The 23,386-nt window shown below is 33.5% G+C and carries 21 protein-coding genes and 1 pseudogene; 9 read left to right on the top strand and 13 right to left on the bottom strand.

Going from position 1 to position 23,386, the window contains the following annotated elements:
- The first annotated feature begins 284 nt into the window (after positions 1-284).
- The 4 genes from CD155_RS00740 (at position 285) to CD155_RS00725 (ending at position 4,481) form a co-directional block, all read left to right on the top strand.
- Positions 285-1,151, top strand: coding sequence for a DMT family transporter (locus CD155_RS00740; protein WP_002441478.1), 867 nt, complete (start codon positions 285-287; stop codon positions 1,149-1,151).
- A gap of 13 nt (positions 1,152-1,164) precedes the next feature.
- Positions 1,165-1,665: a preQ(1) synthase gene (queF, locus tag CD155_RS00735; protein WP_002441476.1), complete on the top strand. Its 501-nt coding sequence runs from the start codon at positions 1,165-1,167 to the stop codon at positions 1,663-1,665.
- Positions 1,666-1,906: 241 nt separating this feature from the next.
- Positions 1,907-3,412 carry a peptide MFS transporter gene (locus CD155_RS00730; protein WP_103212263.1) on the top strand — a complete coding sequence of 502 codons (1,506 nt, stop codon included), beginning with the start codon at positions 1,907-1,909 and terminating at the stop codon, positions 3,410-3,412.
- 145 nt (positions 3,413-3,557) lie between these two features.
- Positions 3,558-4,481 carry a diacylglycerol/lipid kinase family protein gene (locus tag CD155_RS00725; RefSeq protein WP_103212262.1) on the top strand — a complete coding sequence of 308 codons (924 nt, stop codon included), beginning with the start codon at positions 3,558-3,560 and terminating at the stop codon, positions 4,479-4,481.
- 168 nt (positions 4,482-4,649) lie between these two features.
- Here CD155_RS00725 and CD155_RS00720 read toward each other — a convergent pair whose 3' ends face one another.
- The 6 genes from CD155_RS00720 to CD155_RS00695 all read right to left on the bottom strand — a co-directional run bounded on the left by CD155_RS00720 (position 4,650) and on the right by CD155_RS00695 (position 13,003).
- Positions 4,650-5,183: a 5' nucleotidase, NT5C type gene (locus tag CD155_RS00720; RefSeq protein WP_002441473.1), complete on the bottom strand. Its 534-nt coding sequence runs from the start codon at positions 5,181-5,183 to the stop codon at positions 4,650-4,652.
- Between the two features lie 150 nt (positions 5,184-5,333).
- Positions 5,334-6,389, bottom strand: coding sequence for a histidinol-phosphate transaminase (hisC, locus tag CD155_RS00715; protein ID WP_103212261.1), 1,056 nt, complete (start codon positions 6,387-6,389; stop codon positions 5,334-5,336).
- Positions 6,390-6,531: 142 nt separating this feature from the next.
- Entirely contained in the window at positions 6,532-8,046 is a 1,515-nt protein-coding gene (locus CD155_RS00710) for an ABC transporter permease/substrate-binding protein (protein WP_103212260.1), read from the bottom strand.
- Positions 8,039-9,016, bottom strand: a complete 978-nt coding sequence (locus tag CD155_RS00705; RefSeq protein ID WP_103212259.1) for an ABC transporter ATP-binding protein — start codon at positions 9,014-9,016, stop codon at positions 8,039-8,041. Before CD155_RS00705 ends, CD155_RS00710 begins: the two co-directional genes overlap by 8 nt.
- A gap of 305 nt (positions 9,017-9,321) precedes the next feature.
- The gene (gene recQ, locus CD155_RS00700; protein WP_103212258.1) at positions 9,322-11,103 is read right to left on the bottom strand and encodes a DNA helicase RecQ; all 1,782 of its coding nucleotides are present in this window, start codon (positions 11,101-11,103) and stop codon (positions 9,322-9,324) included.
- Positions 11,104-11,113: 10 nt separating this feature from the next.
- A complete protein-coding gene (locus tag CD155_RS00695; RefSeq protein ID WP_172605874.1) occupies positions 11,114-13,003 on the bottom strand; it encodes an ABC-F family ATP-binding cassette domain-containing protein in 1,890 nt (629 codons plus the stop codon).
- Between the two features lie 121 nt (positions 13,004-13,124).
- Between CD155_RS00695 and CD155_RS00690 the strand changes: the two genes are divergently transcribed.
- Entirely contained in the window at positions 13,125-13,940 is an 816-nt protein-coding gene (locus tag CD155_RS00690) for a ZIP family metal transporter (RefSeq protein ID WP_103212256.1), read from the top strand.
- Positions 13,941-14,115: 175 nt separating this feature from the next.
- Here CD155_RS00690 and ltaS read toward each other — a convergent pair whose 3' ends face one another.
- From ltaS to CD155_RS00655, 7 genes are all read right to left on the bottom strand, one after another.
- Positions 14,116-16,056, bottom strand: a complete 1,941-nt coding sequence (gene ltaS / locus CD155_RS00685; protein WP_103212255.1) for a polyglycerol-phosphate lipoteichoic acid synthase LtaS — start codon at positions 16,054-16,056, stop codon at positions 14,116-14,118.
- 600 nt (positions 16,057-16,656) lie between these two features.
- Positions 16,657-17,661, bottom strand: coding sequence for a 5-oxoprolinase subunit C family protein (locus CD155_RS00680; protein ID WP_103212254.1), 1,005 nt, complete (start codon positions 17,659-17,661; stop codon positions 16,657-16,659).
- Positions 17,639-18,355, bottom strand: coding sequence for a 5-oxoprolinase subunit B family protein (locus CD155_RS00675; RefSeq protein ID WP_002441464.1), 717 nt, complete (start codon positions 18,353-18,355; stop codon positions 17,639-17,641). The genes CD155_RS00680 and CD155_RS00675 overlap by 23 nt, the downstream gene beginning before the upstream one ends.
- Positions 18,356-18,373: 18 nt before the next feature.
- A complete protein-coding gene (locus CD155_RS13180) occupies positions 18,374-18,580 on the bottom strand; it encodes a hypothetical protein (RefSeq protein ID WP_037541174.1) in 207 nt (68 codons plus the stop codon).
- A 44-nt stretch (positions 18,581-18,624) separates the two neighbouring features.
- Complete coding sequence (locus CD155_RS00665) at positions 18,625-19,233, bottom strand: aminotransferase class IV (protein WP_037541173.1); 609 nt, start codon at positions 19,231-19,233, stop codon at positions 18,625-18,627.
- A gap of 1 nt (position 19,234) precedes the next feature.
- Positions 19,235-20,395, bottom strand: coding sequence for an aminodeoxychorismate synthase component I (gene pabB, locus CD155_RS00660; RefSeq protein ID WP_103212253.1), 1,161 nt, complete (start codon positions 20,393-20,395; stop codon positions 19,235-19,237).
- Positions 20,385-20,972, bottom strand: coding sequence for an anthranilate synthase component II (locus CD155_RS00655; protein ID WP_103212252.1), 588 nt, complete (start codon positions 20,970-20,972; stop codon positions 20,385-20,387). Before CD155_RS00655 ends, pabB begins: the two co-directional genes overlap by 11 nt.
- Before the next feature lie 306 nt (positions 20,973-21,278).
- Between CD155_RS00655 and queC the strand changes: the two genes are divergently transcribed.
- The 4 genes and pseudogenes from queC to CD155_RS13015 all read left to right on the top strand — a co-directional run.
- A complete protein-coding gene (gene queC, locus CD155_RS00650; RefSeq protein ID WP_103212251.1) occupies positions 21,279-21,950 on the top strand; it encodes a 7-cyano-7-deazaguanine synthase QueC in 672 nt (223 codons plus the stop codon).
- Between the two features lies 1 nt (position 21,951).
- On the top strand, positions 21,952-22,371 hold the full coding sequence (gene queD / locus CD155_RS00645) for a 6-carboxytetrahydropterin synthase QueD (protein ID WP_103212250.1): 420 nt from the start codon (positions 21,952-21,954) through the stop codon (positions 22,369-22,371).
- Positions 22,372-22,374: 3 nt separating this feature from the next.
- Complete coding sequence (queE, locus tag CD155_RS00640) at positions 22,375-23,088, top strand: 7-carboxy-7-deazaguanine synthase QueE (protein WP_002441452.1); 714 nt, start codon at positions 22,375-22,377, stop codon at positions 23,086-23,088.
- Between the two features lie 96 nt (positions 23,089-23,184).
- Positions 23,185-23,386, top strand: a pseudogene (locus CD155_RS13015) (hypothetical protein); the annotation flags it as partial.

Raw genomic sequence — 23,386 nt, 5'->3', positions numbered from 1 at the left:
TATTTACTTGCTTTTTAATCAAAAATAATCATGCCCCTCTACGATGCACTTGAGGTCAAAATCTCGCACAGAAGTTTCATACAACCTACAACAACAAGTATTTTATACCTTTATGTTTTCATTAATCACAATTAAATTCTTATAAGATATAACGCCTCTAAAATAGAACGTGTGTTCGTATTTAGATTATATAACTCTATTTTTTATTTTGCAAGGACTTATGCATAGCCATTTTATTTATGCTAATATAGTTACGTTAATCTTATAGTATTGAGGCGATAATATTGAATCCAAAAGTAAAAGGTATTATTGCTATTTTAATTTCTGCAGTGGGATTTAGCTTTATGTCAGTCTTTTTCAGGCTTGCAGGAGATTTACCTGTATTTCAGAAATCACTCGCTAGAAATTTTGTAGCTATGTTTATACCATTATTTTTTATTTTTAAATATAAACAACCAATGTTTGGGAAGTTGAGCAGTCAACCTCTACTCATATCTCGCTCAACTTTAGGTCTAATAGGTGTATTACTAAATATATATGCTATTGACCATATGGTTCTAAGTGATGCCGATACACTTATGAAATTAAATCCATTTTGGACGATTCTTTTAAGTCTAATTTTCCTACATGAAAAGGTACGTAAATATCAAATATCAGCTATGATTATAGCCATATTAGGTATGTTATTAATTGTAAAACCAGAATTTTCTTCTTCTGTTATCCCTTCAATAGCAGGATTATTCTCAGGTATCTTTGCCGCATCAGCTTATACATGCGTTCGTGCACTAAGCACTCGTGAGAAACCATATACAATTGTATTTTATTTCTCTTTATTCTCGGTGGTCGTATTGATACCTTTCTCAATTTTTACATTTGAACCTATGACAACAGTGCAAATCTTATATCTACTAGGTGCAGGATTGTCAGCAGCCGTTGGACAAATTGGTATCACACTAGCATATGGTTTTGCTCCTGCAAAAGATATTTCAATCTTTACGTATGCTTCAATCATTTTCACAGCATTATTCGGCTTTATCTTATTCGGAGAAACACCTGATATGTTTGCGACTGTAGGTTATGTTGTGATTATCGGTGCAAGTTACTATATGTTTGAAAAGGCACGAAGAGAATCTAGTATAAAAGAAAGTTAAAGGAGCCAATATAATGGAACAAGGACGTCAAAAAGATGAATTACAAGATATTACATTACTAGGAAATCAAAACAATACGTATGATTTTGATTACAGACCAGATGTTTTAGAAACATTCGATAATAAGCATCAGGGGCGTGACTATTTCGTTAAATTTAATTGCCCAGAGTTTACATCGTTATGCCCTATTACAGGCCAACCAGATTTTGCAACAATTTATATTTCATATATTCCTAATATCAAAATGGTGGAGTCTAAATCATTAAAGCTATATTTATTCAGCTTTAGAAATCACGGCGATTTCCATGAGGATTGTATGAATATTATTATGAATGATTTAATTGAATTAATGGATCCACACTATATTGAGGTTTGGGGTAAATTCACTCCTAGAGGTGGCATTTCAATTGATCCTTATACAAACTATGGTCGCCCGAATTCAAAATATGAAAAAATGGCAGAACATCGCTTAATGAATCATGATATGTACCCAGAAAAAATTGATAATCGTTAAATATATCGCCCTCCATTGAAAGTGTTTATTCAATGGAGGTTTTTGTTATAAAAATTATTTTCTTATTTGATATAAATAAAGACACAAATTGTCATATAAATGTAATGAAATTCATAAATAGACTGAATATTCATATTATTTTTATTTTTTGAAAATTATTGAAAATTATTATCCACAATAGTACAATCATTTTTAAACAATTTAATATGGTTATTAGGGGAAGAAAGGATGGGATGATATTATGTCAACAAATAATTCCCATGAACAAGCAGTTCAAGAAATACCTCAACATGGATTCTTCGGGCATCCTCGAGGTTTAGGCGTACTCTTTTTCGTAGAGTTTTGGGAGCGATTCAGCTACTACGGTATGAGAGCAATGCTTATTTTTTATATGTATTTTGCGATTCAAGATCACGGACTTGGTATCGACAAAACTACGGCAATGTCAATTATGTCCGTATACGGTGCATTAATATACATGTCTTCTATTCCAGGAGGATGGATAGCAGATAGAATTACAGGAACACGTGGTGCAACTTTAATAGGTGCAGTATTAATTATCCTTGGGCATATTTGTCTAAGTTTACCGTTCGCAATGTTTGGATTATTCGCATCAATGTTCTTTATTATTATTGGTTCAGGTTTGATGAAACCAAATATTTCAAATATTGTGGGTCGTTTATATCCTGAAAATGATGTACGTATGGATGCTGGTTTCGTTATTTTCTATATGTCAGTCAACTTCGGTGCACTGATTTCACCAATTATTTTACAACACTTCATTAATGTTAAAAATTTCCACGGTGGATTCTTAATCGCAGCAATTGGTATGGCGCTTGGTTTAGTATGGTACGTTTTATTTAATCGTAAAAATCTTGGTAAAGTTGGTATGAAGCCAACTAACCCACTTTCACCTGACGAAAAGAAAAAATATAGTTTAATTGTTGGAGCTATCGTAGCAATCATTGCTATTGTAGTGATTGTTTCCTATATTACACATACATTATCATTCGATTTAGTAAGTAACACAGTCCTTATATTAGGTATCGCACTTCCAATTGTTTATTTCACTACAATGATCCGTAGTAAAGAAGTCACAGATACAGAACGTTCTCGTGTTAAAGCATTTATCCCTTTATTTATTTTAGGAATGCTTTTCTGGGCGATTCAAGAACAAGGTTCTAACGTTCTCAATATATACGGAATTGAACATTCCGACATGAAATTAAATCTATTTGGTTGGAAAACGAATTTCGGCGAAGCCATATTCCAATCTATTAACCCATTATTTATCCTATTATTTGCACCAGTAGTGTCAGCGGTATGGCAAAAATTAGGAAGACGCCAACCTAGTCTACCTATCAAATTTGTTATAGGTGCTTTAATGGCAGGTGCATCTTATATCATGATGGGTATTATCGGTAGCATTTATGGCAGCGCACATTTCTCAGTCAACTGGGTTATCCTTTCATATATTATTTGTGTCGTTGGTGAATTGTGCTTATCTCCTACTGGTAACAGTGCGGCAGTTAAATTAGCACCGAAAGCATTCAATGCACAAATGATGAGTTTATGGCTATTAACAAATGCATCTGCTCAAGCATTTAATGGTACGTTAGTAAAATTAATTGATCCACTAGGTCAAACAAATTATTTCATATTCTTAGGTATTACTACAGCTATGATTACCTTCATCATTCTTGCCTTTAGTCCTAAAATCATTAAAGCGATGAAAGGTATTCGTTAATCAATTTATCATGACTGCGATTCGATTATTTTCGACTTGCAGTTTTTTTATTTTATAATGGGTATAACTTCTAATCATTTGCTATTATTTTACTAAAAAGGGTAATTAATAGATTAAGAGAATTTTACGAAAGTAGGCATGCATAATGGAAAATAAATATAACCATGGCGTCCTGTTTTACCACGAACATAGTGGTTTGAAAGATATATATGAAGGACTTGGCGAAGTAACGAAATCTCTAAGTTCAATGTGTATACACTTATCAATACAATTAAGTGAAAACGAAGGAGACATTATTAAATATTGTGAATCCATTAAAAACCATGAATATGGTACAGATATCGACATTTTATTTATCTTAGGTGGAGATGGCACAGTCAATGAATTAGTCAATGGTGTCATGCGACATGATTTAAGCCTCCCTATCGGCATTATTCCTGGAGGCACATTTAATGATTTTACTAAGACATTGAATTTAGATTCTAATTTTAAAAATGCAAGTTCACAATTGCTATCGGCACAGGTTGGATCTTATGATGTATTGAAAGTAAATGATACATATGTGCTAAACTTTGTGGGCTTAGGATTAATTGTTCAAAATGCTGAAAATGTCCAAGAAGGTTCTAAAGATGTTTTTGGAAAGTTAAGTTATATAGGGTCTACAGTTAAGACATTGATGAACCCTAGTAAATTTGACTTTACGCTCAATGTCGATGGTCGAGAAGAAAAAGGACATACTTCTATGCTTCTCATAGCTAATGGTCCTAATATTGGAGGCGGACGTATACCTTTAACCGATTTATCTCCTCAAGATGGTGAAGCAAATGCGTTCATATTTGATGAGCAAAGCTTTAGTATTTTGAATGATATTTTCAAGAAAAGAGATAGTATGAATTGGAATGAGATTACTGAAGGTATTGGGCATATTCCAGGTCGACATTTCACGCTCTCTACTGAGCCTAATATGAAAGTCGATATTGATGGTGAAATCAGCTTAGAAACGCCTATCGAGATTGAAGTTTTACCTAAAGCGATTCAACTTCTTACTTTCCCAGACCCTACCAATTAAAAAAGTGACACGACGGCGCTCTACGCACGTGAAGTCATACTCAACTAAGTTTTAAATATAAAAATTAGCAGTAAGACGATTCTAATTGAAATCATCTTACTGCTATTATTTTTGGAACGATATTCCAAGCTCTATAAGGGTGTCGTATATCACATTGAATGTCCCTACTTAATTTCCTAGGAAATAATTCTCTACGTCTCTCCAACCGCTTACTCGATCAAATCTATCATCATTAATATTATGAGATGCTGTAAACATAACGGGTTTACCTTCAAAGATTTCAAGTTGTCTAGGGTTATCGTCGATGAGATAATCGGCATTGACAATATTTTTTCTACCACAAAATACAAAATGTTGAGGATTTAAAAATGGGAAAAATTCTAAAAGCCATTCATATTTGTCATGAAATGATGTTGGGACGTCCATTGCTGCTGTAGCAATATAAATATCATAATGCTCGTTTAATTTCTTAACTACTTCTTGAGCATGTGGCATCACTTTTAAACGTCTAAAGAAGCCCGGTTCTCTTAATACTTCAGTTACCAATCCTTCATGTTCAGGCATCATGTGTTTTAATTTTTTACCTTTTAGAGCCTCGATAGTAATCCCTAGATTAGCTCGTTCATTTACTGCATCAATGATTTCACCTAGTGTATCAGCTAAGACTTCATCCATATCTATCGCAATTTTTTCTCGCGTCATTCCATTTGCACTCCCTATTGATAATAAAAATTCAATTTAGATATTAGTATAGCAAAAATTAAAGCTAAGCACAGAAATAACAAATTCAGAAAATGCCTCTAATTTGACTATACTACTTCGTTTTAAAATAAATAGTAAAGTTTAATTCTTCTAATAATTAAAGTTTTGAAGTACTTCTATCATTTTTTGATTTTGTTCAGGGAAACCGATAGTAATTCTTACTCCAGTAGGAAATGGACGTGTAATACATCCTACTTCTAACAATTCATCATATAGCGCCTTACTATTCGTCGTTTTCACAAAGATAAAATTAGTTTGACTTGGTAAAAAGTGTTCACTTTGAGGGATTGCATAGAATTTCTCGCGTTCTTCGGCATATTTTTGAGTAATTTCATTCAAATACGCTTGGTCTTCTAAAGCAGCAATAGCTGCGTACTCTGAAAGTCTAGTCACATTGAATGGTGGTCTAATGATGTTCCACTTTTCAATAGCGTCTGAAGAAGCTACCACGTACCCTACTCTTAAGCCTGCAAGCCCATATGCTTTAGAAAATGTGCGCAATAAAAACGCATTATCAAATGTTTCCTGCAACTTTAATGTATCAGGAAAGTCTTTAGCAGTTACAAATTCGACGTAAGCCTCGTCAATTAACACTGGGATATGACTCGGAACACGTTCTAGGAAATGGAATAAGGTTTCATGGTTGAAATATGTACCAGTAGGATTGTTAGGATTACATAGCCAAATTAACGCAGTATGTTCATCAATGCTTTGTAAAATTCCCTCTAAATCAAATCCACCATCTTTAAGCGGGACTTGTACTACATCTGCGGATTCAACAATAGCGTTATGATAGTATTGACCGAACGTAGCTTCACTTGTCACGATTTTATCACCTGGAGTTAACACTGCTCTTGAAATCATTAATATCACTTCATCTAAACCTGCTCCAAAAAGAATACGTGATTCATCAACATTTAAATGCTCACTCAATGCCTTTCTAAGACCTGGTGAGCCTGACTCAGGATAATAATATAATTCGTCTAGGTGCTGTTTAATTGCTTCTTTCACTTTAGGCGTAGGACCGTATAAATTTTCATTAGACGCTAATTTAAATAGCTCCCTTTCAATGCCGTATTTGTTTTTCAATGCTTCTGGAGAAAGTCCAGGTTCATAAGCTGATAGTTGCTCTAATTGTTTCTTCATAATCGAATTCTCCCCTTGAATTGACTGAAATTTTAAAAAACTTAATACCCATTATATACAATGAAGTAATTTAAAATCAATGACATTCAACCTATTTATAAATAAAATTCCTGACAATTCAATGCCAGGAATTTCAACTTGATTATTTAACAAGCCCTTCTTTTTTCAAGTAAGCTTTTGCCACTTTATAAGGGTCTTCTTTTTTAACAGTTACTTTATAATTCATTTCTTGCATTTGTTCATCCGTAATTTTACCAGCTAATTGATTGAGCGGTTTCTTAATTTCTGGATGCTCTTTAAGGAATTTCTCTTTAAACATTGGTGCACCTTGATATGGTGGGAATACATGTTTATCATCTTTCAATACAACCATGTCATATTGTTTTAATTCAGCATCTGTTGAATAAGCGTCGATTAAGTTAATATCGCCTTTTTCAACAGCAGTATAACGTAATTTAGGTTCCATTGTTTTCACATTTGAAATGTTGAGATCATAGGCTTTTTTCACTGCTTTAAAGCCATCTGGTCTATCATTAAACTCTAGAGTGAACCCTGGTTTAAGCTTATCTTCAACTTTTTGTAAATCGCCAATTGTTTTAATATTATTTTTCTTAGCAAAGTCACGCTTCACTGCTAACGCATATGTGTTGTTATACTTCATTGGTTTTAACATTGTCATCTTATACTTTTTCTCTAAGCTTGTTTTCGCTTGATTATAAACGGCTGGCTCTTTTTTAGATTTTAAATCTTCTTTTGTCAATTCTCCAAGAACTGTTCCAGTAAACTCGAGATAACCATCGATATCATCAGATTTCAATGCATTGAATAGGAACGATGTTTTCCCCATTCCATCTTTAACATCCACAGTATCATCTGTTTCCTCTTCTATTAGAATTTTGTACATGTTAGTAATCACTGAAGGTTCTGAACCGAGTTTACCTGCGAGGGTAATTTTGTCACCCTTTTGCGCGAATAATGAAATCACAATTGCTAATAGAATCACTAACACAATCGCACCTAGTGTGATTAATAGTTTTTTGTAAGAAAGCTTCTCCATATATCTAAGAATTAAATCGAAAATGATAGCTAATAAAGCTGCTGGAATCGCACCAATTAAAATAAGCGAACTATCATTACGATCAATACCTAATAGAATGAGGTCCCCTAAACCACCAGCACCAATTAAAGCTGCTAACGTAGCAGTACCAATAATTAATACCATTGCAGTGCGAATACCTGCCATGATGACCGGCATCGCTATAGGTAATTCTACCTTAGTCAGTCTTCTGAATGGTTTCATACCAATACCTTTAGCCGCTTCGACTAATGACGGATCAACCTCTTTAATACCAGTATATGTATTCCGCAATATTGGTAATAATGCATAAACGACTAACGCGATGATTGCAGGTACACGTCCGATTCCAAATATAGGAATCATCAATCCTAATAATGCTAATGAAGGTATAGTTTGGAGCACCGCAGCAATATTCATCACGATTTCTGATAGTTTTTTAGTTTTTGTTAAAAGTATTCCTAGAGGTACCGCAATAATTGTTGCAATAAGTAATGCGATAAAAGATATTTGAATATGTTCAATAATCGTAGAAAGGAGTTGTCCTTTTCTATCACTTAACGTGCTTAGAAATTCATGCATGTGTGATACGCTCCTTTCTTTCCGATAAATAATTGAAAATGTCTTCACGTTTTAATAAGTACTGCGCTTGATTGTTACTATTTAAAATAATCACACCATCATTTTGTGCTAATAAATGATAAATACTTTCGATATTCTGACTTTCATTTACTTCAGGGTAGTTGGAAGTAGCAGACATTTCATTAAGCGGACGGTGAACATTTAAATCTTTAATTTGAATTTGTGCAAGTGAATCGCCATTCTGTTGTTCAAGGTGACTTCCCATAAATTGTTTAACAAACTCACTCTGCGGATGATCTTTAAAACCTTGTGGGGTATCAATCTGTTCAACATGACCATTATTCAACAAACAAATTCTATCTCCCAACTTCATTGCTTCTTGAATATCATGTGTCACGAAAACAATCGTCTTTTTAATTTTTGTTTGTAAGTCAATTAAATCATCCTGTAGTTTCTCTCTACTAATAGGGTCTAGTGCACTAAAAGGCTCATCCATAATAATTACAGGTGGGTCAGCTGCTAATGCACGCACAACACCTACACGTTGACGTTGACCGCCTGATAATTCGTCTGGCTTTCTATTTTTGAATTTCTCAGGTTCTAAATTAACCATACTTAATAATTCATCGACGCGTTGATCAATATCCTTATCTTTCCATTTTTTCATCTGAGGAACTTGAGCAATATTCTCTTTAATAGTCATATGTGGGAATAATGCAATTTGTTGGAGTACATAGCCAATATCCCAACGCATTTCATAAACTGGATAATCGCTGATTGGTTTCTCTTTAAAATAGATGTACCCTTCACTTAATGGGATTAGGCGATTAATCATTTTGAGTGTGGTTGTTTTTCCGCAACCTGATGGTCCAATTAATACAAAAAATTCCCCTTCTTTTATGTTAAAACTCACATTATCTACTGCAATATTATTTCCATATCGTTTCGTAACATTCTTAAATTCAATCACAATTTCACCTTCATTCGTCCTACAAAAAGTAGACAATTTTAAACTATATTCCCTATTAAATCACTTTTAATTAAAAAATAACATTTTAACGTGAATTATATTATTAAAGATTCTAAATCTTCTACACATATTGAAAATAGTATAAAAACACAAATGGAAAGTCCCAAATTTTAGCGAAAAATTAGATGGTTCATTTCTATTTCTAAAAGTCGCTCTAATAAAAAACAACGACTGAATCTAAAATATATTAGATCTAGCCGTTGTTAAGTTGATAAAACGTTCATTTATTTTACTTTATCGTCATTTTAAATACTTGTTTTATAGGTTTGGATTTTTTCTAAAAATTTAGGGCAGTAATGTTTTAATTTATAACTTCCTACACCATCGATGGAAATCATTTCCTGTTTAGATTCGGGTTTACGTTTCGCAAACTCTTCAAGTGTATAGTCTGAGAAGATACTGACCGGTGCAATGCCTAATTTATCACTTAACTGTTTACGCACTGCTACAAGTTCACCATAGAGTGCTCGGTCTACGCCTTCAACAGTATTGATGTATACTTTTTCTTTACTCTTTTGTTTAAATGGTGTGGTATAAACTTTTGTACTATCGTTAAGTAGCTTTTTCACAGAGTTATCGCAAATGAGTATTTCATCATTTTCGTTAAGATAACCTTTAAATCGTAATTCATCTATCAGATGTGCTAATTCTGAAGTTGTATAATCCTTCATTAAGCCATGTGTTGTGAGTTGATTGTAATCATTGTATTTAATGTAATCTGTGATTTCGCCTCTTAAAACTTGAATAATCACACTGTAGCTTTCTTGTTGTTTCATTCTTGCAATACAACTAATAATCATTTTAGCTTCACGTGTCATGTTATATGTTTTATTTTCTTGCACGCAATTACTACATTGTTCGCATTCTTCTAACTTTTCATTTGGTTCAAAATAATGGACAATCGTAGCTTCTAAGCATTTCTTAGTTTTCGTATATTGAAGCATCTTTGTGAGTTTTTCGCCCATTTTATCTTTATAATCATCATCTGCTTGAGAAACTGTAATAAAATATTCATGTAATCCCTTATCACGTTCACTAAAAAGAAGGATACATTCACTCTTCAATCCATCACGACCAGCACGTCCCGCTTCTTGATAATATGATTCAATATCTCCAGGCATATTATAATGAATCACGTATCTCACATTAGATTTATCAATACCCATACCAAACGCATTCGTTGCTACAACAACATCCACACGATCGTATAAGAAATCATTTTGTGCAGCCTCACGCTCTTTATTCGTTAAACCTGCGTGATAAATTGTACTTTTAACTTTTTCATTTTCTAATGCTTCATTAAGTTCCTCTACCTGTTTACGTGTAGAACAATAAATAATCCCAGCTTGTCCATCATGGCTAGTGACATAGTCGACAACAAATTTTTGGCGTTGGTAGGTTGGATTCACTTTGAAAATTAAATTACGGCGTTTCGTACTTGTCTTAATTTCATCATACTTGCCGATATTTAACTTTTCCATAATATCCTGTTGAACTTCAGCAGTAGCAGTAGCTGTTAAGGCTACTATCGTGAAATCTTGAGGTAAAGTGAATACTTTATGAATCACACTTTGATAACTTGGTCTAAAATCATGTCCCCATTTTGAAATACAGTGTGCTTCATCAAAAGCAATAAGATGAATATCAATCTTTCTAAGTAAATTTAAGAAGAATGTGTTCTCAAATCGCTCTGGTGCAACATATAAAAATTGAATGTCACCCTGCTTAAGTTTATCTTCAATATCTTTTTGTTGCTTCTGAGTTAGACTACTATTCAAGTATGCAGCTTCAATCCCCATTGCTTTAAGCTGATCAACTTGGTCTTTCATTAATGAAATAAGTGGACTAATGACTATAGTTGTACCACCAAGCATGAGTCCAGGTACTTGATAACATATTGATTTACCGCCACCGGTTGGAAGTACTCCGAGTGTATTACGATGGTCTAATATTTTGGTTATAATCTCCTTTTGTCCTGGCCTAAATGTTTCGTAACCAAAATAATGCGATAAAGTTTCTTGCATGATTACAGTCCCCTTATTGTTCTTTTATTTCTTCAAGTTCACTCCATCTTGTGATGTCTGTTTCATATGTTTGTTCAAGCTGTTCTTTTTCTTCATTTAATTCTTTAATCTTTGCATAGTCAGCACTTGCTGCCACCATTTCTTCATCAATTTCTTCTAATCTTGTTTCCGTTTCATCAATACGTGTCATTAATGTTTCGTATTCTAATTTCTCTTTATAAGAAAGCCCTGTTTTCTTTCTTACTTGTGTTTTTTGCTTTGACTGTTGTGCTGATTGTTTAGCTAATGCAGCCTGACGTTCTTGTTCTTTTTTATACTTTTCATAATCTTCAAATGTGCCTATAATCTTTTCCATGTAACCGTCATGAATATACCAATATTCTTGTGCAACTTTATTCAAGAAATAACGGTCGTGACTTACAGTAATAACTGAACCACCGAAATCGTCAATATAATCTTCTAATATTGTTAACGTTTCAGTATCTAGGTCATTTGTAGGCTCATCTAATAAAAGTACATTAGGTTTATGGACTAACAATCTTAATAAATAGAGCCTTTTTTGTTCGCCACCTGAAAGTTTATAAATTTTCTTACCGTGTGTTGAACTTGGGAATAAAAAGCGCTCTAATAGTTGTGTGATTGAAATTGAAGTGCCATCTTTCTCCTTAGCCACTTCACTTTCTTCACGAAGATAATCAATCATTCGTATATCACGATCCAGTGTTTCTTCCGTTTGTTTAAAATAGGCAACTTTTACTGTTTGACCTATCTTTAATACACCTTCAAAGTCGTGATCTTCGTTGCTTAAGATATTAAGTAGTGTCGTTTTACCTGCGCCGTTTGGCCCTACAACACCTATACGTTGTCCACTCTGTATAATTTCCGTAATGTCTTTAAATAGCACTTTATCATTAATCGATTTCGTCACATGCTCTAATTCATAAACTTGTTTACCTAATCTAGAATACGCGAGATTCAATTCACCTTTATCTTGAGTATGCTGACCTTTCACTTCACTTTCAAGATTATTGAATCGGTTGATACGTGCTTGTTGCTTTGTAGTTCTAGCTTTAACGCCTGCGCGCATCCATGCTAGTTCTTTCTTATATAGTGATTTTTGTTTTTCTTGTTGTTTTTGTTCAATCACTTCATTTTCAGCACGCATTGCTATGTAATCCTCGTAGTTACCTGGGTATGCTGTTAACTTACCTCTATCCAATTCAATAATTCTTGTCGATACTTCATTTAAAAAGTAACGATCGTGAGTTACAAATAAAACTGTATGTGGGTATTGTTTCACATAATTAATTAGCCAGTTAATCGATTCAAAATCTAAATGGTTAGTCGGTTCATCTAGTAATAATAAATCAGGCTGTTCAATCAATGTCTTGGCAAGAACTACTCGCTTTTGTTGTCCACCTGATAGTTCCCGAACATATTTAGTCGTATCATTAATACCTAATTTAGATAATATCGTTTTAATTTCAGCATTATAATCCCACGCCTCGCTTTGGTCCATGGCTTCTTGAGCTTTCATCATCGCATTGAATTGTGCTTCACTTTGGTCGATTGCGTAAGCATTCACAGCTTTCTCATAGTCTTTAATCACTCGTAAAGTTGGCGTATCTGAACTTAATACCGCTTCAAACACAGTCATTCCCCCATCTAAATCTTGCTTCTGAGAAGAATAACGAATTCGATAATGGTTGGGATGTGTAATATCCGCAGTAAAATCTTCATCTAATCCACCAATGACTTTGAGCAATGTACTCTTACCTGTTCCATTGATGCCAACAAGTCCAATTCTCTCGTGTTCAGAAATGGATAAGTTCAAATTATCGAATATCACTTTGTCTGCATAGGATTTTTTTAAATGTTCAATTTTGTATGCTTCCATGCTTATCTTCCTTTTCAAATATCGAATTTTGTCAACTATCGAATTTTTAAAATAATTTTGTTAAGCTTAATTCAGTTCTATATATTATACACCTTTTTAAGCTTAAATGATACAAGGAGACCTACTTATGGCACAAATCTTCGAAAACTTGCCTCCTTACATTCAAGCACTCATAGCTGGTATCATCACATGGTTACTTACTGCACTTGGAGCTGCAGCTGTGTTTGTGTTTAAGAAAGTAAATGACAAAGTTTTAAATTCTATGCAGGGTTTTGCAGCCGGAATTATGATTGCAGCAAGTTTTTGGTCATTATTACAACCAGCAATCGAATCAAGTAAAGGAAGTTCATTACCATGGCTTCCAGCCGCTATTGGCTTTGTACTTGGAGGTATATTTATACGAGTATTAGATTATGTGATTCCTCATATTCATCAAAATGCTCAGGATAAAAACCAACAACGAGAAGGTGTTAAAACCTCTCTCAGTAAAAATGCATTGCTTGTTTTAGCAATCACGCTTCATAACATTCCTGAAGGATTATCTATTGGGGTCGCCTTTGGTGGCGTTGCATCAGGAAATGGTCAAGCTACATTTCTAGGTGCCATTGGACTTGCCATCGGTATCGGTATCCAAAATATTCCAGAAGGTGCAGCACTCTCTATGCCAATTAGAGCTGCGGGTGCATCTCGCTGGAAATCGTTTAATTACGGACAAGCTTCGGCAATTGTTGAACCTATCTTTGCAACAATTGGTGCTACGGCTATTTTAGTGGTCAATCCTGTTTTACCTTATGCATTAGCCTTTGCTGCAGGTGCAATGATTTTCGTTGTCGTTGAAGAACTTATTCCAGATTCTCAATCTGGTAATAATACAGATTTAGCTACAATGAGCCTCATGTTTGGATTTACGATTATGATGATTCTTGATGTTGCACTTGGTTAAGTGGTTATGATTCATTCTTGCTAGATTGCAAATCGCTTATATTAAAAAAAGAGGACTATCAGATAACATGTTTCGCGAATAGCGAAGGATCTGATAGTCCTCTTTTGTGTAGAAAGGAAAAATCTGGATTGAGTAAACTTAGTTAAGCGACTCAATCCAGATTGATGTTAGATTATTATTTTTTCTCGTTACCTTTAGGACCTGCTTTGTATTCATACTTAGATGGGTTTACTTTCTTGAAGTCAGGGTTTTTATAGAATCTGAACAAGTCACCGTTAAGAACACTGTCACTCATTTCAAGATCTTTTTCAACCTGTTTCTTATTCTTGTCGAAGTCCTTAGGTTTCTTAGTGAGTAATTCATTGTCTTTATTAGAGTAAATCTTACCATTTACGTATTTATAATCTTTGGTAATGAAATCTCCATTTCTAAATGGAACAACATCATTATGTTGTTTTGAGAACATGTCTGTACCAAACATTAAGTAATTCTTACTATCAATACCTAATAAATGTAGTACTGTCGGCATTACATCCATTTGACCAGCATATTCTTTATTCACGCCACCTGGTTTACCAGGTATTTTCAACCAGAAACCAGTACGGTTCAAGTCTGTGAATTTAGCTGGAGTGATTTTTTCACCTAATAGTTTTTCCATTGCGTTGTTATGATTTTCAGAGATACCGTAGTGGTCACCATAAATCATAATTACTGACTTGTCATAAAGACCTTTTTTCTTAAGATCAGTAATGTACTCTTCTAATGCTTGGTCTAAGTAATGTGCCGTTTGAATATAACCGTCTACTGTTGCATCACCTGTATTAGGTTTATCGATTGAAGCATCTTTCTCATCCAATGTAAATGGATAGTGATTTGTTAATGTAATCATATGTGAGTAGAACGGTTGTTTCATCTTAGATTGATAATCCGCTGATGCTTTAAAGAATGGTTTATCTTTAAGACCAAGGTTAACAATATTATCGTCAGACATATCGTAATATGTTGCATCGTAGAATTTATCAATACCAAAGTGTTTATAGACCTGATCACGGTTCCAGAATGTTTTATAGTCACCGTGCATAACATTAGATGTGTAACCTTGCTTTTGGTCTAAAATGGCTGGTAACGATTGGTAAGTGTTATCGCCTTTTAGTGAGTATGCAGAACCTTGTGGTAATCCATACATACTATTATCCATTGTAAACTCGGCATCTGATGTTTTACCTTGTCCAGTTTGATGGAAGAAGTTAGGGAAATAAGTAAAGTCTTTCTTACCACTTGATAATTTATTCAAGAATGGTGTGACTTCTTTACCATTTACCTTTTTATTGATTAGGAAAGTTTGGAAACTTTCTAAGTGAATTTTAATGATATTTTTCTTTTTCGTTACACCATAATATTCTTTATTTGGCTCAGTACGCTTTTGTTTCGTGTAGTTAAGTACTTTTGTTAGATCATCTTCTGATGCAAGCGCTTTTTGTTGATTATTTTCGATTGTTTTTACACCGTCATAAACAGTGAAGTTGTATGGTCCTAAATATTTAACAAGATATTTATGGTCAAACGTTCTTGTTAATAATTCTGGTCTATCTGTTTCAGCAAATGCTAAATTTAAGAAGAATAAAGCTACTGATGCAGCCATAACAACTGGAACAAATTTCTTACTAAATGCTCTAGTATCTAACCAATTACGTTTAAAAATTAAAATAATAAGGTAGATAATTGTGTCAATGAAATAAACAAAGTCATACCATTTAAACGAAGCACCTACAGCGCCACCCATTGACTCAACGTTACCAGCTTGGTTCAGTGTACTAAAAGTTAAAAAATCTGAGAAGAATCGGAAGTACACGACATTCGCATAAAGTAAAAATGTTAATAGAAATCCTCCAATAAAAATGAACCAGAAAGCTTTCTTACCTTTGAAGAATAATAGCACACTCAATGTAAGTGCGATTAAACTGTAAGGATTCATAAGTAATATTAAGTTTTGTACTAGCCCCTTAACACCTAAAGAAAAATCAACATAATATGAAAAATACGTCTTTAAGGTAATGGTGAATACCGTTAATAAGAAAAACGCAAAAAGACTAATTTTCTTTTTGGGTAAACTCATGTTTGTTTCCTCCGTTAATAGTAATAAATCATTTTGAACATTTATCCCAATGTCATGTAATTAAATAAAAAGTTTCAAAGTTTTTAGATAAAAATTAATTACAAAACTTGATACGTCACTTTGAGATGATTATTTAATTATCAAAATGATATATTGTCGCTTTCGGACAATTCAATTTTTATTGGTTGTTTTACAAAATTTTATGTTCCATTGGCTCAGTTTTATTTGTGATCATCATCGTTCATTAGGTTATTTAACCTTTTAACACAACAATGCAAGCGAGTAACACTACACGAGTGAACTCACTTATACTTTAAGGTTGTTAACTTATTATTAAGAAATAATGAAGTTTGTAACCAAATTGTAATAATAATACATAGTTCAATTTATAAATATATAGTAATGTCACACAAATATCAAGCAAAAACATGATATAAAAGTGTAATTTTAAAGTTCAAGGGAGTCTATACCCTTAAACAACTTGCTTAGTTTCTTTATAAAAACAATATCTAATTATAATGATTAATGTTTATCATTTCATCATACTTTAGGACTAGCATATTATTAGTGATCAATAAATTTTTTTAAACCATGCGCGCTTTATTTCATCATTTCCAACTGCATGCGATATTCTATCCCATGAAATAGTTGATTTAACCAATTACTGTATTTAACTAAATTCTTTTCTGCGGTTTCAATATCTATAAATTGGAATTTCAATTTTGAACCTTGTGGCTTTTGAGCTAACTTCGTTAAATGATAGCTTGCGATGGTTCCAATTTGTGGGTAACTGCCCAATGTATAGTGATCATTCAATAACACAATGGGCGTACCATCTCTTTTAACTTGCACTGTTCCCTTTTTTACAGACTGATGCGCTGGCATATCGTCGTAATAAGCTTTAATTTTTTGGCCGTCTAACAACATCCCTACACGATTGGTCTTACTCGACACTTTATATTCGGATAGAGTAAAACGATTAATTACATCTTTTTTAAAGTCTTCTGTGCCTTTATTCTTAATAATATGGAAGACATCTGACATATAATTGAAGGATAATGCATATCCATCTATTCCCCAATCAGTCGTACGTGTTTCACCTAAATTTTCAAATAACTTTTTATGTCGCTTTGAATATGCTCGTTTAAGTTCAATCTCATCGCCTTTTTCAAGCTTTCTTCCTTTGAAACCACCAATTTTCACATTAAAATCAGTCGACGTAGAATTGAGCCAGTTATCTAACTTGAAACCCCCACCAACAGCTAAATAAACTCGTGAAGTACGACTTGTTTCTCTAAATTTGAGTATTTCGCCTTCTTCTATAAGATATAATTTATTAGGATAGATTGTGATGTTTTGTGTTTCGGCTTTAAAGTTTCCACCTGTCAAAGCAATAAGTGCAGGTTCAGTGAAACGAATTTCAGCCATTTTATGCGTCATCTCAAGTGTAGCTTCATTCTTATCATTTGCTACAAGTCGATTTGCAATCTCATGTGCTAAATCGTCGAGCGCACCACCTGGGATTACACCATCATGCTCATAACCATTTCTCCCAAAATCTTGAAAGCTACTGAATAGACCACTATTTTCTATTATGATCGACATATTTAAAATCTCCTAGCTCTATTTCATTTTTCTCTTTCGCAACGAACTTTACATTATCTCCTAATTTTAATAATGTGAAGTCTTCACGGTCAGGAAAGAATAACTGAAGTGGCGTATAACCAATCACTAACCAATCGTTGTATGTATCAGTTGTAACGATGCCACATTTTTTCCCTTCAATTATCACAGAACCAGCAGGAATAAACTTTTTCTGTTTACTTGTGTGATTCACGTGTAATTTTTTATGCATTCCTGTTAAATAAGGAAATCCAGGAGAATATCCCATCATTGAAACAAAATATTGTTCGCCAGTATGTAACTGGATAAAATCGGATAATTTAAGTTTAAGGTATTTCAATAATTCAGGTAAATCAGGTCCAAACTCATCTCCATAAACAATAGGCACTTCTAATGGTTGTTGGGCTTCATCGTTGTGTTTAATTTCTAATTGCACAGAATCAATTAAAGCCTTCATATATAGAAATGGTGATTGTATATTGTGATGTTTAATCATATCTCTCGCATCATAACAAATCATTAAATCAGACTCAGTAGGTACAATTTCAGTAATAAATGGATATGCTTTATCAATTAAGTATGATCTAAGCGCTATTAAATCTTCTGTAAGTTTTTGAGATACATCTTTTTCTATAGATACAACAATGGCTTGATCGCCTTGACTGTATACTTTCATATTTCCACCTCATACATATTAGTGATGATAAAACACATTCATTAAATCAATGACATGTGGCATCAGTGATTTTATTAAAAGATAAACCAATACACACGCACAAAGGCAAGTTATAGTGGCAGTCATTCTTGCACTTAGGTGTCTCTGTTTCGCCATCAACTTTTGTATAATATATTTATTTAGACTTACCAGCACTACCAATATAACGAACCATAATAATGCCATAGGCTACCTCTTTTTAATTATTAAAATTATCTTTCATTCTAATTTTATATATAAATTTTGACATCGGCAACCTCTCGTAAACTATTAATTAAGTAGAGATTAATTTGATTTGCTTGAATCTTCTTTTTTAAATCATCAACATAAATATCTTTCTCTATCATTCTACCTTGATCAAGAAGAGATTGTCTCATACATCCAAGTAAAAAGTCCTGATGATAAGTTGGAGTGTATAAGTCATTCCCCTCACCTATCATAATATTGCCAATATCGAATTCTAATATTTTTCCTGTTTCATCATATAATAGAATTAAATCTGTTTCATGATTATGTTCTAAATAATGACGTTCTGAAGTTTTATTCACTAAATATTTCTGATTAACGTGATGTGTTCTTTGAACTAAACGAGCAGTGAATAGTGTCTTTTCCGGTAAAGGTGCAATAATATAATCTAAGTGTCCATCGCGCTCCAAAGTTACTTTTAACCGATATTCGCCTTTTGGATATGTTTCTCTTATCAATTGTATTAATTCATGCCATTTTTGAGTATTTAAATTAAATTTTAAATCTGCACTAGACTTTTGAATTCTTTTAAAATGATAATCTAATCTTGGAATATCACCATTTTCAAGTCTCATTGTTTCAAATAATTGCATCTTATAAATTCTCCAAAATCTTAGTTTTATCGTGAAATTCTTGCACTTCATTTTCAGGGATAGAATCAATGGTAATACCAGCGCCCACCCCATAAATCGCCTCTTGATTTCTATATTCAATTGTACGTATAGGAATATTAAATATCATACGGCCATCTGGCAACAACACACCAATCGTGCCACAATAAATTGATCGAGGCGATGTTTCCAACTGTTGAATATACTTCATGGTACTTAATTTAGGCGCACCAGTGATAGAACCACATGGAAATAGTGCGCGCATGATATCGACTAAATTTGTCTGTGGCTTTAATTGACCGCTCACCATACTCGTCATTTGAAATACGGTATCATAACATTCAATCATAAATGGTTGATCAACGTTTATCGTGCCACTTTGCGAAATTCGAGTAATATCATTTCGAAGTAAATCCACTATCATGACATTTTCGGCTCTATCCTTTGCTGAATGCTTCAAAGCGTAGTATAACTGTTCATCTTCCTCGATTGACCGACCTCTTGGCATCGTGCCTTTCATCGGTTTACTTAAGATGACATTGTCATGCTCTTTGAAATCTCCTTTTTGGAAGAATAACTCTGGTGAAATCGAAGCCACTTGTATCTCTGGTGTATCTAATAAAGCTGTGTAGTGTCCATTCTGATGTGCTGTTAGTTTGTCATATAATGCTGTTATAGGAAAATGAATGGCCGAATACAAACGTGTCGTATAATTCACTTGATAGGTGTGCCCTTCTACAATTGCTTGTTGTATTAATTTAATTTTTCTCATCATAACATCATCACTTTCATGAAATTTAAAATGATGCTTTTGTTTTGTGGAATTTAATTTTCTGTTGTGACTTGCACTAGCATTTTCTTTTTTATGCCGAATATCTTTAAATGAATAAGCTACTGCCAATATTTGATTTTCTTCTATTATATTGACGCTCATTTTATCATTAAAATAAGGTGCCGCTTCGTACGTCATATATAATGCCACATAACGCCCTTTTTGTTGTTCATTTTCCGCAAAATTAACAACCTCTCCCACTTCATCAAGGTGATAAGCAATTGCAGAGTCTAAACATTCTTCCATAATTAAATGATAATCTTTAGATTGATTCTCATCTTCGTAATATCGATAATTGAATTCAATATGCATATTGAACGCCTGCCTCATTTAAAAATAACTTAAGCTGTTCGTGTCCATACTCACTTAATATAGATTCTGGATGATATTGAACACCATAAACATGAAAATCGCGGTGCTGTACGGCCATAACAATTCCTTCATTATTATAAGCAGTAACCTTTAGTGAATGAGGTATTTGTAATGGGTCGGCCATAAGCGAATGGTATCGCATTACATTAAAGTACAAAGGAAGGTCCTTAAAGATTCCTTCATTTGAATGATGCAACGTTGTGGTATGACCGTGAACTGGTTTATCATTATGTATAATTTGCCCGCCAAAGTGTTCAACGATGACTTGAAAACCCAAACATACACCTAATATAGGCACATCTCGATAATATTCCGTGAGTATAGTTGAAAGTATAGGATAATCACTTGGACGACCAGGCCCAGGAGAAATAACAATTGCCTGAGGGTCTAATTGTTTAAGCATTGGAATCGTGACTTGATCAACGGATATGACCTGAACGTCATCAGTTGTTTGGACTGTAAGATAATCTATTAAATTATATGTAAATGAATCATGGTTATCTATCATTACTATCATAAATGTGCTCCGTAGTTAAATTTTAATCATTTTTACTTTTGTCACTCTATTATCACAGAACGTGACTTGATTTTATATAGTATATCGTTTATTCTATTTTGCGTACAAAAATAAATAAAAAGAGGTTCCTAGCAGAAACCCTCTATAAAAAACTAGACAAGTATTCTACTACTATGAATGCGAGTATACATATACTTTTAGTTATAACATTAAAATGATATGTGTCCTTACATCTTCACGTCTATCTTTTTTATAGAGATAGACTTTTTTTATGCACAAAATTAATAACGATAAGGAGCTATACTAATGACTGAAAGTGACTTAAACAAAGATAAAGCAATTGTCGTATTTAGTGGCGGCCAAGATAGTACGACATGTTTGTTTTATGCTAAGAAACATTTTAAAGAAGTTGAACTCGTTACATTTAATTATGGTCAAAGACATGATACCGAAATTGAAGTAGCGAAAAAAATTGCCAACGAGCAAGGTTTAAAACATCACATCTTAGACATGTCATTATTATCTCAACTCACACCCAATGCACTTACACAACATGATTTAGACATTGAAGAAAATGAAGACGGTATCCCCAATACATTTGTCCCAGCACGTAATTTATTATTCTTATCCTTTGCAGGTGCATTAGCCTATCAAATCAACGCAAAACACATCATTACTGGTGTTTGTGAAACTGACTTCTCAGGATATCCAGATTGTAGAGATAGCTTCATTAAATCTATGAATGTTACGCTTAGCCTCTCGATGGATAAAGATTTTGTCATCCATACACCACTGATGTGGTTGGATAAAGCCCAGACTTGGGAATTAAGTGACGAATTAGGTGTATTAGACTATATTCGTTACAATACGCTGACATGCTACAACGGTATCATCGGTGATGGTTGTGGCGAGTGTCCTGCTTGTAAATTAAGAGCCCGTGGTTTACATCATTACCTCGAAAGTAAAGGAGCTGAATAGCATGATGCAACAAATTTATCCAAGTGTCACACATCCCTATCAATTTGAATTAAATAAAGATTTCAACTTTTCTGCAGCACATTACATTCCAAGTGAAGATGCTGGTAAATGCATGAGAACGCATGGCCATACGTATTTCGTTAATATAACAATTGCAGGAGATACGTTGGATCATAATGGTTTTTTAGTGAATTTTAGTGATTTGAAAAAGTTAATACATGATCAATTTGACCATTACTTGCTGAATGACTTAACACCTTTTAAAGGAAAAAGTCCTTCTACAGAAATCGTCGCACAAACGATTTACAATATGGTACAAGATTATTTAAGCGATCGTGATAACCAACCTCAATGTGTACAAGTATATTTACGCGAAACTCCTACAAGTTATGTTGTCTACCAACCAAAGGAAGCGAAGTAAATCATGGCTAAAATACCTGTTTTAGAAGTATTCGGCCCTACAATACAAGGAGAAGGTCGTGTGATCGGACGTAAAACCATGTTTGTGCGTACAGCAGGTTGTGATTACCGCTGTAGTTGGTGCGATTCTGCTTTCACTTGGGATGGAAGCGCTAAAGAAGATATACGCCTTCTCTCTGCCGAAGAAATATATGAAGAATTACGCGAAGTTGGTGGAGATAATTTTAACCATGTCACGATTTCAGGTGGAAATCCTGCCTTGATTAAAGGTATTCAAGATTTAGTCGACTTATTCGAGGAAAAGAATATTTATACAGCTCTAGAAACGCAAGGCAGTAAATTCCAACCGTGGATGACACAAATTAATGATTTAACGATCAGTCCTAAACCACCAAGTTCCACAATGAAACCTAATTTAGATATTTTAGATTCAGTAATAGAACAATGTGTACACCATACTCTCAATCTAAAAGTTGTCATATTTAATGAGGAAGATTATGAATTTGCGAAAATGATTCACCATCGTTACCCATCCATTCCATTTTATCTCCAAGTGGGTAATCCTTATTTAGAGGATGACGTCGAGCATCATACTTACAAACTACTAGAGAGATATGAAAAATTAGTTGACCGTGTCATGGAAAGTAGTGATATGAATCATGTATATGTACTTCCACAATTACATACATTATTGTGGAGTAATAAAAAAGGCGTTTAAAATAATTAAGTTAAGACTTATTGAGTGTTTTGTAATGATTAAGTTTATGTTAATTGATATAATGTTGAAATGAAGAATTGTGGATAGGAGTTCAACATGATTATATATATATTAGTTAATATAGCCGTCGTCTTGCTTATTGTTGGCTTTGACCTTTATCGGCATCAATTCAATCAACTTAAGTTTAGCTCCATATTATTAGCGATATCGCTTAACAGTATTATTGATATTTATGTGATAGATAAGTTTAATTTCATTACTTTATCTACTGTATTGTTATTTTTAATATGGACATTTT

The organism is Staphylococcus caprae, assembly GCF_002902725.1.
GTDB classification, from domain to species: Bacteria; Bacillota; Bacilli; order Staphylococcales; family Staphylococcaceae; genus Staphylococcus; species Staphylococcus caprae.
Note: the sequence above shows the minus strand (reverse complement) of the source record. Positions and strands in the feature narration are given on the sequence as shown.